Here is a 15,327-nt window from a genome sequence, read left to right on the forward strand (position 1 = left end):
CATAATCCTTTAAATTGCAAAAAATTCCATTAGGCCAAAATTCTTTTTTTACTTACGGTAGGGGTGTTGAAAACGCGTTTAAACATCGAAAATATCATCAATCAATATTTAGCAAGGAGATATTCAATGGGATACAGTATACGAGTTGAAGGAAATACAATGTGGCTTACACTCTCAAACAATATAGCCTTACAGGAAGCTCGGAACTTACGCGAGACTATCCCGCCGTTCATTAACGAGAATATCAACGAACTCCATATTGATATGAGCGGGGTGGACTTTATAGACAGCGGAGGATTAGGAACGCTGGTTAAACTTTTTAAACAGATTCAACAACAGGGCGGAAAAATGGTTATGACCAACGTAAAGGATACTGTTAAAGAGATACTTAAAGTAACCAAGCTAACAGATGTATTTGAGATTCGCTAAACGTAATATGCTACATTGAATATAATGTTGTGTTATGAGGAATAAAAGCGCCTTCCGATGTAGAGGGCGGTTTTTAATGCCCGAAAAAGGATAAAAGCTCTTTCCATTGAATAGACTATTAGGACTTGCGATTTTTGCAACAAAGGAGCGATTACGAATGAAAGTACTACTTGTTAATGGCAGTCCTCACGAAAAGGGATGTACCTATACCGCGTTGTCCGAGGTAGCCGGAGCGTTAGAAAAACAAGGCATTGAAACAGAAATCTTTCACGTTGGCAAAAAGCCGATTTCCGGATGTCACGGTTGTTATGCCTGTCAGCAAACGGGTACATGTTTTATGAAGGATCCGGTTAACGAATTCTTAGAAAAGGCAACGAAGACAGATGGTTATATTTTTGGCTCACCCGTACATTTTGCTTCCGCATCGGGCGCATTGACGTCATTTATGGACAGAGTATTCTTTGCCGGTCTTCGAAGCGGGATTTTCCGCTTTAAGCCTGCAGCAGCCGTTGTCAGCGCTCGACGTGGTGGCACAACAGCAACGTTCGACCAAATCAACAAATATTTCACGATTAGCGGTATGCCGGTCGTATCGTCCCAGTATTGGAATATGGTTCACGGTACTACACCCGACGAAGTAAGGCAGGATTTAGAAGGTATGCAGACCATGCGTACACTAGGTCATAATATGGCATGGCTATTAAAATCCATTGAAGCAGGAAAGGCAGCTGGCGTGGCACAACCAGAAACGGAACCACGACAGATTACCAACTTTATCCGCTAATTAAACTTTCTCCGATCAAGCAGTCGGCCAAATGGCTGGCTGTTTTTTCATGTTGTCGGCTAAAACAAATGGTACCCCCTGAAGCGTACCCGATTTGTTGAACAGACAGAAGTGAGATAAAATATTCGTGTGAGGCGAACGCAACAGCCCAGACCGGGAAACGATAAGGTCAGAGTTTAACAGATACATTACAATTGCAGATACATTATAATTGATGAAGGAAAAGGGCAGAAGGGTTACCACAAAGACAAACACCTAGTCATAAGCGAAGAAATGAGCCTTCGAAAAATAATCATTAGGAGCCAGTGACAATGTATCGAAATCTCGAAGAAGCGATGGATGATTTAGAGAAGCATGGCCATTTAGTCCGTATTTCTGAAGAAGTAGACCCTTATCTCGAGATGGCCGCGATTCATATGAAAGTCTATGAGGCAGGCGGTCCTGCCCTGTTATTTGAAAAAGTAAAGGGATCAAAGTACCGGGCTGTTTCGAATTTATTTGGTACGATCGAAAGAAGCAAATTTATTTTTCGCAAAACCTGGTCAGCCACGCAAAATGTGATCGCCGTAAGAAACGACCCCATGAAAGCGCTGAAAAATCCCTTTGCCCATATTCAGTCAGCCTTTGCAGCCGCCAAGGCATTACCGATGAAGAAATCGTCCTTACCGGCGTCGTTCCAAGAAATCGAGATTACCGATTTGCCACTGATTCAGCACTGGCCCAAAGATGGGGGCGCTTTTATTACCTTACCTCAAGTCTATAGTGAAGACCCGGAAAAGCCGGGAATTATGAATGCCAATCTGGGAATGTACCGGGTTCAATTGACAGGTAATGAATATATATTGAACCAAGAAATCGGTCTACATTACCAAATCCAGCGAGGCATCGGGGTACACCAAGCAAAGGCAAACAAAAAAGGCGAACCATTAAAAGTCAGCATCTTTATCGGCGGACCGCCTGCCCATACGCTGTCGGCAGTGATGCCTTTGCCAGAAGACCTAAGTGAGATGACTTTTGCGGGCATGTTAGCGGGCCGGCGCTTTCGATACAGCTATGTTGACGGCTATTGTATCAGTCATGATGCTGACTTCGTGATCACAGGGGAAATTCATCCCGGAGAAACGAAGCCGGAAGGGCCTTTTGGCGATCATCTCGGTTATTACAGCCTGACCCATGATTTTCCCTTGATGAGAGTTCATAAGGTCTATGCTAGGAAAAATGCGATTTGGCCGTTTACGGTTGTGGGCCGCCCGCCTCAGGAAGATACATCTTTTGGGGCGCTCATTCATGAACTTACAGGCGATGCTATCCCACGAGAAATTCCCGGTGTGAAAGAAGTTCATGCCGTTGACGCGGCAGGCGTGCATCCCTTGCTTTTGGCTATTGGCAGTGAGCGCTACACCCCATATCAGCAAGTAAAGCAACCGGCCGAGCTTCTGACAATTGCCAACCGAATATTAGGCACAGGGCAATTGAGTTTGGCCAAGTATTTATTCATTACAGCGGAAGAAGAGGAACCACTCGATACGCATCGGGAAGCTGATTTTCTAACATATATCCTAGAACGATTGGATCTGCGTCGCGACGTTCACTTTCAGACAAACACTACGATAGATACATTAGATTATTCAGGGACAGGCTTAAATCAGGGGAGTAAAGTTATCATTGCAGCATATGGAGATAGAAAAAGAGAATTATGCAGGGACGTACCTGATCCATTAACAAAACTGCCTGAAGAACTCCCCGGTTTTAGCGATCCCCGTATGGTCATGCCAGGTGTCGTGGCTCTTCAGAGTCCTGCTTTTTTAACTTATGAAAAGGCCCAGAAGGAAATAAAAGAGCTCTCTGAAGCGATTCAGAAAAGGGGCGACATTCCTTCGTGCCCGATAATCTTGTTATGTGATGACAGTGAATACATCAGCAGCTCAAACAAAAACTTTCTTTGGGTTACCTTTACCCGCAGTAATCCTGCCTACGATATATACGGCGTGAACGCCTCGATCGAAAATAAACACTGGGGCTGCGACAATATGATCATTGATGTGCGGATCAAACCACATCATGCGCCCCCCTTAATTCCTGATCCGAATGTGGAGAAAAAGATCGAGCGATTCTTTGTGAAGGGAGCCCCCTTAGCGGGTATTTGAGCCGATCAAGAAAAATACAGCGGCTCTGGAGATCTACTTCCCGGGCACCCTAACCCCAGGAGGTGATAGTAATGCCTGATAAATACAATCAAACCGCCGTACCTGGTAAAGTTTCCGATGCCTTTAATACGTCTCTACAAGATGAGAAGAACATCGAGTTCACGAGAAAACTTCCTAAAGACGCGCCAGATAAGGGCGATAGAAGAATTTTCGATTAGCGGTTACGAGCAGTCCGGCCAACGGCCGGGCTGTTTATCATTAACAGTTCGGCAAAGTTGCCGGACTGTTATTCGTTTTATGGTCGACGATAGAAAGAAGTAGCATCAAAAACGAGGATTTTTTATAAATAAAATATACACTATCTTTATACTGTTTTTTGGGTTATACTGATACCAGTGAAAATAATTTTCAATTAATGGGGAGGTATTGTGAATGGTTATCACAGACGTAAAAATCAGAAAAACCAACCATCACGGGCCTGTCAAAGCCGTAGCCTCCGTTACGTTTGGGAACTCTTTCGTCATCCACGAGATAAAAGTAATTGAAGCGGAAAAAGGCATATTTGTTGCTATGCCAAGTAAGAAGAGTCAAGATGGAACGTATCAAGATATTGCTCACCCAATTTCCCATAAAGGTCGGACTGTAATTACGGAAGCCGTGCTTAGGGCTTTTAATTCTTCAACATACGGAGAAAGCGAAGGCCACCGAAAACCTTAAACATGTTTAAGGTTTCTATTGTGGTTAATACCGCAAAGTGATAAGATAAATATGACAAAACTTTAGTCGCCATGGCTCAAAGTTATGGCAACCCCAGCTTATTAACAGTTGGGGTTTTTATTTTTAAAATTCCATTCAGACCAACGATCCTTCTTAGAAATCCTATCGTACGCGCTCCATGATACGTTGTGGTTTCAGTGGATATATCGTTTTCTTTTGGGCGACCTCAGCGAGTCATTTTGTTTCCATTTTTTTATATTTTTGGTACAATAAAGCCAAGTTTTTAGTAACAAAAATTCAAAACGAACAGGGTCAGATGTCTGCAGGTTACTAAATGGTCGAACGAGAGAATATAAATTTTTTATAGCGATAGGCAGGGGGATAGCAATGGGTTACAAAGTGACTCGAATAATGACCAGTTTAGGTATCTTATGTTTAGCTTTTGCTATGACCTGCAAAGATCTCTTTGAATATGCACCGACGATCGGATGGTCGGGAGCTCTTGTGTTCTTAACACTATCCAAATATTACCGAGGCAAAGATAAGGATAAAAAACAAAAGATAAATTACTAAGGTCCATCTTCATAACTTAGTCAAGAAACCACATTATATGGTAGATATTAGATTTATTAAGCATGAAAATTTATTAAAAAGGTGAGAAAAGTGCCGTTAATATTTTTTTCAACAATTTCAGGGTTATTGGGGTTTGCCATTGGTCAACTTCTGGGCACAATGTTTGTCATCATATTTACAATAATAGGTTTTTAATTCCAAGCATTATAGTCATTGATAAAATTTATCAACAACTAATAGAAGGGGAAAGAGCCAGTAAGTTTACGGGATTTCGGGAAGAGCAATAAATCTGCTGTATAAAAGTACAACGGATAGAAAAGAATACGCACCGAATTTATAAACCGAGAATTGTATCTAATTTTGCGATTTTTAGTATTTCTTTTATAAAAGGTGAGGCGTTTATTATTCTAAAATCAAGGCCTATCGCTTTGGCCTCCTTATAAAATATAAAGAAAAATGAAATTCCGGATGAATCAATAAAACCTACATTAGAAAGTTCAAAGATTAAAACCTTTTTCCCAGGTAGCATAGATAACAAATGCATATATGTGTATTTGCATATACTTTGAATAGTAACGGTGTTTATATCGATGTTGGGAATAATCGTCACTGAGTGCTCATCTAAAATAACGTTAAAGATTGAAGCAGAACATTGAAACGATGGACCGTTAGGTTTCGGACAAGTGGCAACAAGTTCATCACGAGTTAGATGGTGCATAAAAATGCCCCCCTACAAATAACTAACATTTTGCAAGTGTATATACTAATTATAACACGAGATATTACAAACGTTTACTTAGCCCGCGCAAATTTCTAATGAATCGGTGGCACATTTTGTTTCTTTGTTCAGCCAATTTTCATTTTAATCCAATAAATTGAAAACTTGTTAGTTGAGACCGAGGAAGATAAAAGAGGATTTGCCATTGGGAGGTTTTAGTTACCCATTAGGATCCCAATGTGTTACAATTAAGTCATAATAGTGGTATAAAGGAATTTGGTGAAACAGGAGATGTCGATATGTGTAATATTTTGAAATTAGCTGTTTTAATGTCTGAAGTTTTCCATAAAGCTTTAGGTGAGAATCCCTATATTGGAGTTTCAGACACAGAAAGATATATCTATTTACTTAAAGGAAAACATGTTGATCTGGGGTTCAAAGCTGGGGATATCGTTACTCCTGGTTTAATTACATACGATGCGATAAAAAAAGGGAGAGTCGTCAAAAAACAAGTTTCCAAGCAAGATTCGATTTTAGGTATTGCCTATCGTGCAATATCAATACCACTATTTGAAGACAATCAGGTGGTAGGAGCATTTTCATTTACTACCATGATAGAAAAAGAGGAACGGTTAAGAGAAATATCAAGAGAAGTGGAGCAATCATCTAGTGATTTGTTACAAATGGCGAATGCATTAGTGCTTCTCAACGAAAAGATGTTGGAAAATGCAAACATTACAATGAAGGCAAGAGATCAGATCATTGAGAGCATGAATGTGGTTGACAGAGCAAACAACCTGATTGGTAACATTGCGATGCAAACACAGATATTAGGCATCAATGCGTCTATCGAAGCGGCTAGGGTGGGTAATTACGGAAGAACTTTTTCTGTTGTTGCGGAAGAGATTCACAAGTTATCTGATACCGTAAAATCTGGAGCAAACGATATCAAAACCGGACTTGAACGTATGGTTAGAGAAGTTGGTATAGCTGGAGGAAGGACTGAGGAGCTGCTCGGTATTACCCAAGAGATTGCCTCAGCGACAGAGGAATTAACTGCCAATGCAGATACCTTGTTAAACAATACAAAAACTATGCAAGGTATCGCCGGAGATGATTGGCTATGATATTATCAATTATATCTTTGTAAAAGAATTGCTAAGAAGAGAAGCGTCTGGTTCCCGTGAATATCAAGACGCTTATTAGGGACACCCGCCATTTTAGGCGAGCTTTTTACGTTGGGTGTAGAATCGTCCTATCGAAAAACGGGCCTAGGTCGTGAGTTGTTGGAGTACATATCTAACCACCCGAAATTAAAGGCTGTTTATATTTTCGACCTGTTCTGTATGCCGGATTTGGTTCCTTTTTATGAAAAATGGGGTTTTGTTGATAACCTCGGTGAAGTTCGTTGTATGCGTCGGATAAGAAAACCGCATGAATAAACGCTACTTAACAGCCCGTTTCACATACCAGGGCTGTTTTTTCTTTTGCGTCATAGAACACAGCTCAATGCCCCTACTTGGGCAGGAATGCCTTAATACAAGAGAAATCTATCACCGGGAACACCCACGCCCCACATAAGGTCACTATAATGGCCCACGTTCGATTTGACCCTCTCTCTTGTATGATTTTCCAATAATGACAAAAAGGAGGATACTGGGTGATGTTCCTCGAAGTAATTAAGGAGAGGGGGGGAGGTTACTTTGTTCGCTTTTATTCCGTTGTTTATTGCACTTTTGGTTAGCACAATACTATACACAACTGTAGGATGGTGGGGCTTTCTTGTAATATTCCCTTGGATTGGAACGTCTATTTCTTTGGGCATGTACTTGCAACGAAAGTTACCTACGGAACGAAAAGACCTAGGACGTCGTATTTCCATCCTACTAATCTTACCTGTGTTTTTATTATTCCTACCTATAACGGATAAACAAAACCTGCAGTTGGAAGGGATTGTTTTTCTACTATTAGTCGGGTCCTTTTCTGGAGCGGTAATCCACTATGCTATAGCTAAAGTATTTGGGCCTCTCATATGGGGAAGGGGGTTTTGTGGTTGGGCATGTTGGACAGCGGCAATACTCGATTGGCTACCTGTAAATAAAAAAAATAAAATCCCAGACGCCATGAAGAAATTTCGTTTCTTTACTTTAGTAATTTCAATCGTGTTGCCACTGATAATGATATTTTTGTTTAATTATGATGTGAATCGGGACTATCTGGATAAAAGAGAAATAATCTGGATGTTATCTGGAAACGTTGTATATTACCTTATTGGGATCCCTTTAGCATTTTTATTAAAAGATCGTCGAGCTTTCTGCAAGGTCGCTTGCCCCGTATCGTTAATTATGAAAGTACCCACTTCAGTTAGTTTGGTTTGTATAAAACCTAAAAATAACAAATGTGTTCGATGTGGGTGTTGTAACAAATCTTGCCCTATGGATGTTGACGTAATGGGTTACATAAGCCAAGGCAAAAAAGTAAGAGATACAGAATGTATTCTTTGCTTTGAATGTACTCGAGTTTGTCCAGTAAAAGCTATTTAAACTTGGAGAGAAATGAATTCACTATGTAAGTCATCTTTAAAGCTACTGTACAAATTTACCGAAGGTGCTGGAACAATCGGACTACATAGTAAATCCGAGAAAGGATCGACTTTTTGGTTTGTAATACCAGCAATTGAGAGATGAGTAATTTTAACAGTCCGGCCTACGGTCGGGCTGTTAGTATTAAATAGACTAATCGATGACCCTGTCAATATGTCCGTGTTATTGGGAGGCAGTGAGGAGGGGCGGTTAGTTTTGTACGAATGGTTATTGAGTCAGTAAATATTGCCGGAATTTAAGCGGAATCAGCGAAGTACATTAGTAAGCCACGGCATGAGGATTTTCCGAAAAGTTCCGTGGATTTTCGCTCCTTCTATTCAGCCAATTTTCATTCACAACCATTAAACTAAAAACACGGTAAGACTAAATTTACGGGAGGGCCAGCTTATGCGAAATGCCAAAAGTATACTCTGTGGTCTTTTATTAATTTATGGATTATTCGTCTTCTCCGCTATACCCGACTATGCCTTTGCTGATGATTTGAAATCTAAAAATCAACAATACTCTGCTGAGCGAAAAGAACGAGGTGGAGAGCGTGAAGATGATAATCCGACAAAGGAACTTGGCGAAGGGCTAGGTGTTTTAGCAGCATGGCTAACAGCAGGTGCAGCAGTGCTTTATCCCTTGCGACGGTTAACACGTCTGAATTCAACTGTATCTGCAACTACCTCGAATGAAGTAAACGAGTCAAATTCTTCGACCTCTACAGCTTCTCTGCCTCGTGGTTCGGAAACTCATAATACTGCCTCTCTAGGTAGCCAGGTTAACCTTTCTACGAGTATGACTCAGAAAGCTACCCGATTCCTTGCTCGTATCCATAAAGTTATTGGACTCGCTGCAATCGTTTCTATCCTATCACATGGAATAGCCATGTATATTGGAGAGGGCCATTTCGAAGATAAATTTATTCTTGGGATTATAGCCAGTGTTGTTATGTTCGTAGGTGCTTTGGGGGGGATAGCCCAAATAATTAGGTTACAGTCGCCCGTCTTCGCGAAACGAATGCACGTTTCTTTGGTGTTAATCGGATGTATGCTTTCTATCGGACATATTATGACGGCTTAAAAAGTAACATATCCTTACAAACCTAATAAGGAAAATCCGTTGGCCCCGTCAGTTACGTGTCTGGCGGGGTTGTCTTGTTGAGGAAGTTATCGAGGTATTCGTTGTTGATTTTGACGCATCATGTTTACTCAAGAATGACAAACTTACCGTTCCTACGGATGAGACCACTAGTCCCCCGCGACCAATCCACCTAGAATTATGCTAATCGTTTTTTCATTATAAATATCCCCCATGCTCGATAGTTTAAGTATTTACCCTTATAAAAACCTCAAGTCAACTGGGGGAATGAACTTTTTTTCATTTTATTGTTCTTTTGATTGCGTAAAATAGCCTGAATTTTTTTATATGTCGTTTTGTTTTTCTTAAACAGAAACAGGGCCGGGACCGTATTTTGGTCAAACATCCATAACCGACCCTCTTTATCAAGGGCTATATCCAGCCCCATTCTAGAGTAACGTTTATAGCGGTCAAAATGATAGCATGTACGATATCCAAGAGATACCATTTTCTTTTTTGCGTCTTTGATTTTATTGATATCCCAGTTAAAAGATTTCCGTAAGGCTTCATCAACGTTAACAGTATAACCCTTACCTCTCTTGATGTTGGTAATAATACTATCCTTACCGGCTACTTTTGCTACCATCCCTGCATATTTCCAATCTCCTTTATACCGCAGAAACATGATTCGGATATCAAATGGCCTCTCTTCGATTAGGGCAAGGTCGACAGCTTGTTGAATAATATATTGACGTTTATTACCGATATTACTTTTCAAACTGGAGTACAATTGTCCGACGTCGGAATAAGTTTCGGGCTCTCCTCGTTCTTTAACGATTAAATAGTTTTGATTTTTCCTCCATACTTTATAGATACCCTCCCCGCCGTATCCATCCCAAGGCTTTATGAATATACTTTCATACTTGTATAGAAATGATTGAAAGGTATTCTCGGATAGAAGGCGGGTATCAGGAAGATGTGGACGTATTTTTATGTTTTTTGCAAAGTATTTCCATAGTCGCCATTTTCCAATTCCCACAAGTCGATGACCTTTTTTGATTCTAGCCATAATATAACCTCCATCATACGAATAAATTACTAAAACGAGGCCAATTGTGTTCTATAACCAGATGTACCGTTTATCGTTAGTGTCCTTGTGAAGTTCAAGGAACGTAAACTTCTCTAAAGAGATAAAGCGTGGGCAGTTTCCACCGCCACACGCTTAATTTTTACTTAGTACGCACCAAAGCCCATTCCGAACCCGGTGCCGAGGATGGCTATAATGATAATTAAGATAGCCAAGGCAACAATGCTATTTCCAATATAGCCTCCGCCTGTGCCGCATCCGCATGCACCCATAGGTATTACCTCCTCTCTAATGTTAGACAGTTTTCAAGGATCACCAACTGCCCCGAAACCAACGATAGCCGGATAAAATGCTCCAATTACGATAAGGGCAATCACGAGTCCAATTACCGTCGGGAAACCGAAGTAACCAGCTCCACCAACAGCACCCATTCGAGGTTCCCCCTTTCAAAACGATGGTAGCGAGACTACATTACCATTCTATGGTTGTAAGTAATTTATGTGATTACCGTTATAAAAAAACCGCTAGGCAAACCAATCCTAGCGGTTAAGTATTAACGGGACTTGAACCCGCAACTTACTGATTACAAGTCAGTTGTTTTGTTGGAAGACGCATAGGGTTATGTTCAGTTTAGCATGAGATTACTTATATATTTACGACTTCTTACGTTCCGTGGATAACTCCCTTTGGATTTTATCGATAATCATTAAGAAGTGTTCAGCTTCCCGTCGTACATGGTCGGCTAAAGCAACAGGTATTAATGACAACATCGCACATCTTTCCAGTAATTCTTTTGCTTCCTTTTTGAAATTTCTTAAACGAATCGTTGAAGATTTTATATCCTCTTCAAATCTCGGTAAAGTTGGAACTTGCGGAAAGTCCCATAAGAAACCCTCGAGATCTCTTGCTTGGGCCAGTAACATATCGAACTCGTCGCTAAAGGCCTGGGCTTGTTGAGCGATTTTTCGTTCAGATTGGTCAAGTAGGCTTCGGATAAATTTTGCGTGCTCTCCCATGATACGAAGCCAAAAAACATTTTCTTGTATGATTGAATGGTAGGCAATCGATGTGTCACCAGTCTCAACTTTATGTAAAACTAACAAAAAGTATTCTGCCTCTCGTGAAATATGATCTAACAGCAATGGGAAATTATATCCACCTAACTTTAATCCACAGGTAATTACAGTATGAAGTACACGCCTTTTGAATTCACGAATCTTCTCAGTTAGTCGGATCGTTCTACCTACAAAATCTCTAAACTGAGCTGGTTGGACACATTCGGATTCTTTAAGTAATTCTTCAAACGCCCTCTGAAATTGAATTGCTTGACGAATAAACTCTGCCTCTGTACAGGGAAAGCCGAGTTGCATGAAAAGGGCATGTTCCATCATGATTCTTAACCAAAACTGAATTTCCTTCATATCCGGGTTAGAGACAGGAGGAAGAATTAAGTCTGGAACCCTTACATATCTCAAAAACACCATCTCCCTTCATTAAAACTATATTTATTTTTAAAAATTCTTATTATGGAAATTTAATTGTAAATATAGGCATTTCGGTTAATCATAGGATAAAAGCGTGCCCTCGACAATGACATTACCAACAGAAAAGCCGCCCGATAAAGGGCGGACAATTAAAAAAACTATCTATTTCTAGGCAAATCCCGGTCTAGTTGTGAGCGGCCATTATAGGCATGCGAATGCCCTAGAATAAAACTTGTACGACCTCTCATTCTATGAAAATGCTCTCCACCTCGAACACGCACTGGCGGACCAGTGACATTGGTAAAAAAGTGTACATGATCAAGACTTAAAGTTGTACTACCGAAAAAAACGTGTCTGTGGCCAGGAACATCAGCTTTATACGTAGTAAAACCGGACATTCGATGTCGGTGATTTTTGGCGCGATTCGTCAAGAATGAGAATCTGTGAGTATGCAACATAAATAATCCCCCTTTCCAGAATAATCAACCCAATATACCTTATTCTGGTAAAAGAAAAGGAGTGACTACTAGACTGTTACAAATAGCTAACCCTAACCCAGGTTCTAAACTTGCATCCAATGCAGTAAACCACGTTATTGGGAGACCAGTGGAGTGGGGCGGTCATGTTTATGATCGTACTTGTCCAAGTAAATGAATTGTATGAAAAATCAAACGAAAAATAGGGCTTAAGTCCTTTATCACATTATTCTTAGAGATGATATTATAAAGATAAGATATTACTTTCCTTCTATCGGAAATCAACGGGGGCGACTCTAATGGTTAATATAAATAATAATTCCGTTCAGACAGTACTCGTTGCAGAGGACAATCTAGTCAATCAAAAATTATTGAAGTTATTACTAACTAAACTTGGTTACTTAGTTAATTGTGTAAATGATGGCTTAGAGTCGGTATCCGAAATAAGGAAACAACATTACTCCATCATCTTGATGGATATCCAAATGCCGATAATGGATGGTTTTGAAGCTACACGTAATATCCGTAAAATCGAAAGTGGAAGCGGTAAATACACTCCTATTATCGCCGTAACGGCAAATACGGAGGTAGGCATCCGAATGCGTTGCTTTGAAGCAGGAATGGATGATTACCTCAGCAAGCCGATTGGATTTGATTTATTAAAAACGAAAGTTGAGTATTTTCTTTCAAAAACATATGCGTCATGAGACCGTAGTAATCATTCGAACTTTTAAATTAGATACCAGCACAATCGCTCATCCCTCTGGTCGTGTCGTCTCCCGTCTCGGGAGAGCCCGGGGGACTGGACGGTTGTTTTTTATTTCTGCCCATTTACGCTGACATCCCAAATACCCTCGTTGTCGGGAGCAGTGTAAATGGGCGGTTGTATTTTAAATTCTCGTTCTGTTAATCCTCATTTGTCGGCCTTCTTGCCATGGCAAGCTTCGTTAGAGGAGAATATGATACTTCTCCAGAAAATTCATCATACCAACGTTGATATAGAAAGATAATCGGCAGATGGGCAATCAATAAAAGGAAAAGACCAAAATTACTCATGTTAATTAACTGATAAAGTCCGACTTTCATAAAAATATATGGACTTATTATAAAAGCCTGTATCGCATCAATTATAAGATTTACCCCTAAAAACAACCAAATGTTGGGATAAGTAAAATAAAAAATAATGATTGTAGTAACCGGGAGAAATCCGTAAGTAAATGATGAAACGCTTGTAAGGAAAGGAACGTTATTAAGGACATTCCACCAATTCAATACCTCAGCCGTTTGGAAAAGAATCGTATCGACTATTGTTGTGAAAAACGCCACGGACAGAAAGTTTTTCATGCGTTTCTTATTTAAAGGAATTAGCAGAACCCAAGGTGCGAGAAGTAATATCCATGATAATAATACACCCACCAAATACTCCCTCCAAAACTAAACTAACCATCAAAGATATTCTTTGCGAGGCAATTATTTGTTATACGGATTTGTTGATTTGGAGGGGTGTAGGGGGCGATTTTTGTTGTTCGGTCATTCTCTTGGCCAAGGCGCCTAAATGATCGCTTTACCTTGAGAAACGGCTAGCCTGAACAATATCATCTCCCAACCAAAGAGTTCGCATTTACCTCACAAAAAACGGCCATGCGTAGTGGCCAAAAAAAGTCCAAAAATAATGTCCTTTTTTCGGCCAAAACTATTGACCGATCACAAGTGGGTTGTTGCAGTAGGTGGGGAGGGAATGGATTTATTACTTTGCATGGCTCCTTTATGTCGGGACTTTTTTTAATAGGCCAAAGGCAACTTGCTTGGAATTATATATAAATGTGAATCGTTCGATCGTTTTCATCTAAATGGATATTAGTAGTTAGTACATGTTTTATAAAGCTAATAGGTACTATCGTGTGTCCGTTCATAACTTCAACCGGATACCCAAACGATATCTCTTCACCGTTTTTCTTCGCCTTGTCCGAGCCTATAACAATCTGTATACTTGTATCTTCAGCGGTCGCAGTGATTAGATGCGTACTTTCATCCCAATGAATATCATATCCAAAAGCTTCGAGTATCTCCCTTAAAGGCACGTATAGAACATTCCCTCCATAAATCGCTTTATGGTAAAAATCAAGTTGTTTTTCATTTGCCAAAACCGCTCGAGGCAACGCTTGGTCATTGGATACAACACGAATTTTAAAATCCCTCGTAATATAATCACCATAACGAACGGTTAATGTTGTATTGCCCTTATTATGTAGAATTAACAAGTGCCTTCTGCCGAATGAAACTACTTGTTCATTATTTGAAACATAGATATCACCACTAGTACTCAGACGACTTCCGTTGGCTAAAATTAAATCAATATAGGGCATGATCTTTGCATCAATAGGGATTAGAAACGTATCATTTTCTTTGAAAATCGGATATCGATCACCTTGGACATTATCTCTAAATAAAAGACACATATCGGTAATGGGACTAACCTCAACATTTAATCTCGCAGTAAATCCTTTATAATTAGCTGTAACAGTAGCCTTCCCAAATCCCAAAGCCTGAAATGCCCCTCCATTATCTGGCCCTTGACCAACACTTACAACCTCAGGGTTGCTTGACTCCCAAAAGGCTAAATTAGATACGACCTCTTCAGACCCATTTTTTAATATGGCTTTTAATACAACTACTTCAGATGCCGGAGGAAATAAAGATATTACGGTGTTTGGTTCGAGTATTTGTTCGGAATTAAGTTCCGTCAACACTATAGCGGTAACATCATCTGGTTCATAGTTGGCTACTGCAGAAACTGTGTATAAAGTCACGTACAAAGCAACGAATACTACTGTGATAGTCCTAATTAAATGCTGAGAGCAAGCCATCCCTTAGCCCTCCTAGTTTATTAAAATTTCTTACGTCATAATAACATTAAGTCAAAGCAACTTCGATAATAAGGTGCTGATGGATTTTAATAACATATAAAGAGACTAATAGTAACCCTTAGTTATGCTAAGATTGATAATTTCCTCAAGTTCAGAAATTGTTTTATCTCTAGTTAAACTAAACGCATTTTTTGCTATATTGCCTGAAACAAGATATACGGTTTGTGGACCTACCAAAACGCAAAAAAACCGCCTTCAGCACACTGCCTCCGTCGGTTTACCTGTGTACCAGGCCATTTCTAATTAGCCCCGTAAAGGAATTTGAGTCTTATCCCCTTATAAGTTAAACTTATAAATACGGAGGGGATAGGAAATGACAA

The 15,327-nt window shown here is 40.0% G+C and carries 18 protein-coding genes; 10 read left to right on the forward strand and 8 right to left on the reverse strand.

Annotated features, from left to right (window positions below; translation table 11 throughout):
* Window positions 1–126: 126 nt before the first annotated feature.
* The 5 genes from H1S01_RS18515 (at window position 127) to spoVG (ending at window position 4,077) form a co-directional block, all read left to right on the forward strand.
* Window positions 127–429: an STAS domain-containing protein gene (locus H1S01_RS18515; RefSeq protein ID WP_188041882.1), complete on the forward strand. Its 303-nt coding sequence runs from the start codon at window positions 127–129 to the stop codon at window positions 427–429.
* 157 nt (window positions 430–586) lie between these two features.
* Window positions 587–1,213, forward strand: a complete 627-nt coding sequence (locus tag H1S01_RS18520; protein ID WP_188041883.1) for a flavodoxin family protein — start codon at window positions 587–589, stop codon at window positions 1,211–1,213.
* 311 nt (window positions 1,214–1,524) lie between these two features.
* The gene (locus tag H1S01_RS18525; RefSeq protein ID WP_188041884.1) at window positions 1,525–3,360 is read left to right on the forward strand and encodes a UbiD family decarboxylase; all 1,836 of its coding nucleotides are present in this window, start codon (window positions 1,525–1,527) and stop codon (window positions 3,358–3,360) included.
* 71 nt (window positions 3,361–3,431) lie between these two features.
* Complete coding sequence (locus H1S01_RS18530; RefSeq protein ID WP_188041885.1) at window positions 3,432–3,578, forward strand: hypothetical protein; 147 nt, start codon at window positions 3,432–3,434, stop codon at window positions 3,576–3,578.
* Window positions 3,579–3,792: 214 nt separating this feature from the next.
* Entirely contained in the window at window positions 3,793–4,077 is a 285-nt protein-coding gene (spoVG, locus tag H1S01_RS18535) for a septation regulator SpoVG (protein ID WP_188041886.1), read from the forward strand.
* Between the two features lie 907 nt (window positions 4,078–4,984).
* Here the strand turns inward: spoVG and H1S01_RS18540 are convergent.
* Entirely contained in the window at window positions 4,985–5,368 is a 384-nt protein-coding gene (locus H1S01_RS18540; protein WP_188041887.1) for an STAS domain-containing protein, read from the reverse strand.
* Between the two features lie 299 nt (window positions 5,369–5,667).
* On the opposite strand from H1S01_RS18540, the gene H1S01_RS18545 reads away from it, so the two are divergent.
* The 4 genes from H1S01_RS18545 (at window position 5,668) to H1S01_RS18560 (ending at window position 9,036) form a co-directional block, all read left to right on the forward strand.
* Window positions 5,668–6,495 carry a methyl-accepting chemotaxis protein gene (locus H1S01_RS18545; RefSeq protein ID WP_188041888.1) on the forward strand — a complete coding sequence of 276 codons (828 nt, stop codon included), beginning with the start codon at window positions 5,668–5,670 and terminating at the stop codon, window positions 6,493–6,495.
* 90 nt (window positions 6,496–6,585) lie between these two features.
* Window positions 6,586–6,810: a GNAT family N-acetyltransferase gene (locus H1S01_RS22625; RefSeq protein ID WP_423751946.1), complete on the forward strand. Its 225-nt coding sequence runs from the start codon at window positions 6,586–6,588 to the stop codon at window positions 6,808–6,810.
* A gap of 261 nt (window positions 6,811–7,071) precedes the next feature.
* Entirely contained in the window at window positions 7,072–7,911 is an 840-nt protein-coding gene (locus H1S01_RS18555; protein WP_207732418.1) for a 4Fe-4S binding protein, read from the forward strand.
* A 447-nt stretch (window positions 7,912–8,358) separates the two neighbouring features.
* A complete protein-coding gene (locus H1S01_RS18560; protein ID WP_188041890.1) occupies window positions 8,359–9,036 on the forward strand; it encodes a ferric reductase-like transmembrane domain-containing protein in 678 nt (225 codons plus the stop codon).
* 268 nt (window positions 9,037–9,304) lie between these two features.
* Here the strand turns inward: H1S01_RS18560 and H1S01_RS18565 are convergent, their stop codons facing one another.
* The 5 genes from H1S01_RS18565 to H1S01_RS22630 form a co-directional block, all read right to left on the reverse strand.
* Entirely contained in the window at window positions 9,305–10,102 is a 798-nt protein-coding gene (locus tag H1S01_RS18565) for a YheC/YheD family protein (protein WP_188041891.1), read from the reverse strand.
* A gap of 164 nt (window positions 10,103–10,266) precedes the next feature.
* Window positions 10,267–10,392 carry a hypothetical protein gene (locus tag H1S01_RS22105; protein WP_268892031.1) on the reverse strand — a complete coding sequence of 42 codons (126 nt, stop codon included), beginning with the start codon at window positions 10,390–10,392 and terminating at the stop codon, window positions 10,267–10,269.
* A 33-nt stretch (window positions 10,393–10,425) separates the two neighbouring features.
* The gene (locus tag H1S01_RS22110) at window positions 10,426–10,551 is read right to left on the reverse strand and encodes a hypothetical protein (RefSeq protein ID WP_279287041.1); all 126 of its coding nucleotides are present in this window, start codon (window positions 10,549–10,551) and stop codon (window positions 10,426–10,428) included.
* 222 nt (window positions 10,552–10,773) lie between these two features.
* Entirely contained in the window at window positions 10,774–11,595 is an 822-nt protein-coding gene (locus H1S01_RS18570) for a DUF2935 domain-containing protein (RefSeq protein WP_207732419.1), read from the reverse strand.
* A 167-nt stretch (window positions 11,596–11,762) separates the two neighbouring features.
* Window positions 11,763–12,062, reverse strand: coding sequence for a YmaF family protein (locus H1S01_RS22630; protein ID WP_188041893.1), 300 nt, complete (start codon window positions 12,060–12,062; stop codon window positions 11,763–11,765).
* Window positions 12,063–12,379: 317 nt separating this feature from the next.
* Between H1S01_RS22630 and H1S01_RS18580 the strand changes: the two genes are divergently transcribed.
* Window positions 12,380–12,787, forward strand: a complete 408-nt coding sequence (locus tag H1S01_RS18580; RefSeq protein WP_188041894.1) for a response regulator — start codon at window positions 12,380–12,382, stop codon at window positions 12,785–12,787.
* A gap of 199 nt (window positions 12,788–12,986) precedes the next feature.
* Here the strand turns inward: H1S01_RS18580 and H1S01_RS18585 are convergent, their stop codons facing one another.
* Together H1S01_RS18585 and H1S01_RS18590 are read right to left on the reverse strand one after the other, a co-directional pair.
* A complete protein-coding gene (locus H1S01_RS18585) occupies window positions 12,987–13,496 on the reverse strand; it encodes a hypothetical protein (RefSeq protein WP_188041895.1) in 510 nt (169 codons plus the stop codon).
* Between the two features lie 395 nt (window positions 13,497–13,891).
* Window positions 13,892–14,947 (reverse strand): stalk domain-containing protein, encoded by a 1,056-nt coding sequence (locus H1S01_RS18590; protein WP_188041896.1) that lies wholly within the window; start codon window positions 14,945–14,947, stop codon window positions 13,892–13,894.
* Between the last annotated feature and the right edge of the window lie 380 nt (window positions 14,948–15,327).

The sequence above is a fragment of the Heliobacterium chlorum genome, from assembly GCF_014502795.1.
Classification (GTDB): domain Bacteria; phylum Bacillota; class Desulfitobacteriia; order Heliobacteriales; family Heliobacteriaceae; genus Heliobacterium; species Heliobacterium chlorum.

Bases quoted from the DNA above. Each gene is read 5' to 3' on its own strand.
- H1S01_RS18515 (WP_188041882.1), top strand. From the start codon at position 127: ATGGGATACAGTATACGAGTTGAAGGAAATACAATGTGGCTTACACTC.
- H1S01_RS18520 (WP_188041883.1), top strand. From the start codon at position 587: ATGAAAGTACTACTTGTTAATGGCAGTCCTCACGAAAAGGGATGTACC.
- H1S01_RS18525 (WP_188041884.1), top strand. From the start codon at position 1,525: ATGTATCGAAATCTCGAAGAAGCGATGGATGATTTAGAGAAGCATGGC.
- H1S01_RS18530 (WP_188041885.1), top strand. From the start codon at position 3,432: ATGCCTGATAAATACAATCAAACCGCCGTACCTGGTAAAGTTTCCGAT.
- spoVG (WP_188041886.1), top strand. From the start codon at position 3,793: ATGGTTATCACAGACGTAAAAATCAGAAAAACCAACCATCACGGGCCT.
- H1S01_RS18540 (WP_188041887.1), bottom strand. From the start codon at position 5,368: ATGCACCATCTAACTCGTGATGAACTTGTTGCCACTTGTCCGAAACCT.
- H1S01_RS18545 (WP_188041888.1), top strand. From the start codon at position 5,668: ATGTGTAATATTTTGAAATTAGCTGTTTTAATGTCTGAAGTTTTCCAT.
- H1S01_RS18560 (WP_188041890.1), top strand. From the start codon at position 8,359: ATGCGAAATGCCAAAAGTATACTCTGTGGTCTTTTATTAATTTATGGA.
- H1S01_RS18565 (WP_188041891.1), bottom strand. From the start codon at position 10,102: ATGGCTAGAATCAAAAAAGGTCATCGACTTGTGGGAATTGGAAAATGG.
- H1S01_RS22105 (WP_268892031.1), bottom strand. From the start codon at position 10,392: ATGGGTGCATGCGGATGCGGCACAGGCGGAGGCTATATTGGAAATAGC.
- H1S01_RS22110 (WP_279287041.1), bottom strand. From the start codon at position 10,551: ATGGGTGCTGTTGGTGGAGCTGGTTACTTCGGTTTCCCGACGGTAATT.
- H1S01_RS22630 (WP_188041893.1), bottom strand. From the start codon at position 12,062: ATGTTGCATACTCACAGATTCTCATTCTTGACGAATCGCGCCAAAAAT.
- H1S01_RS18580 (WP_188041894.1), top strand. From the start codon at position 12,380: ATGGTTAATATAAATAATAATTCCGTTCAGACAGTACTCGTTGCAGAG.
- H1S01_RS18590 (WP_188041896.1), bottom strand. From the start codon at position 14,947: ATGGCTTGCTCTCAGCATTTAATTAGGACTATCACAGTAGTATTCGTT.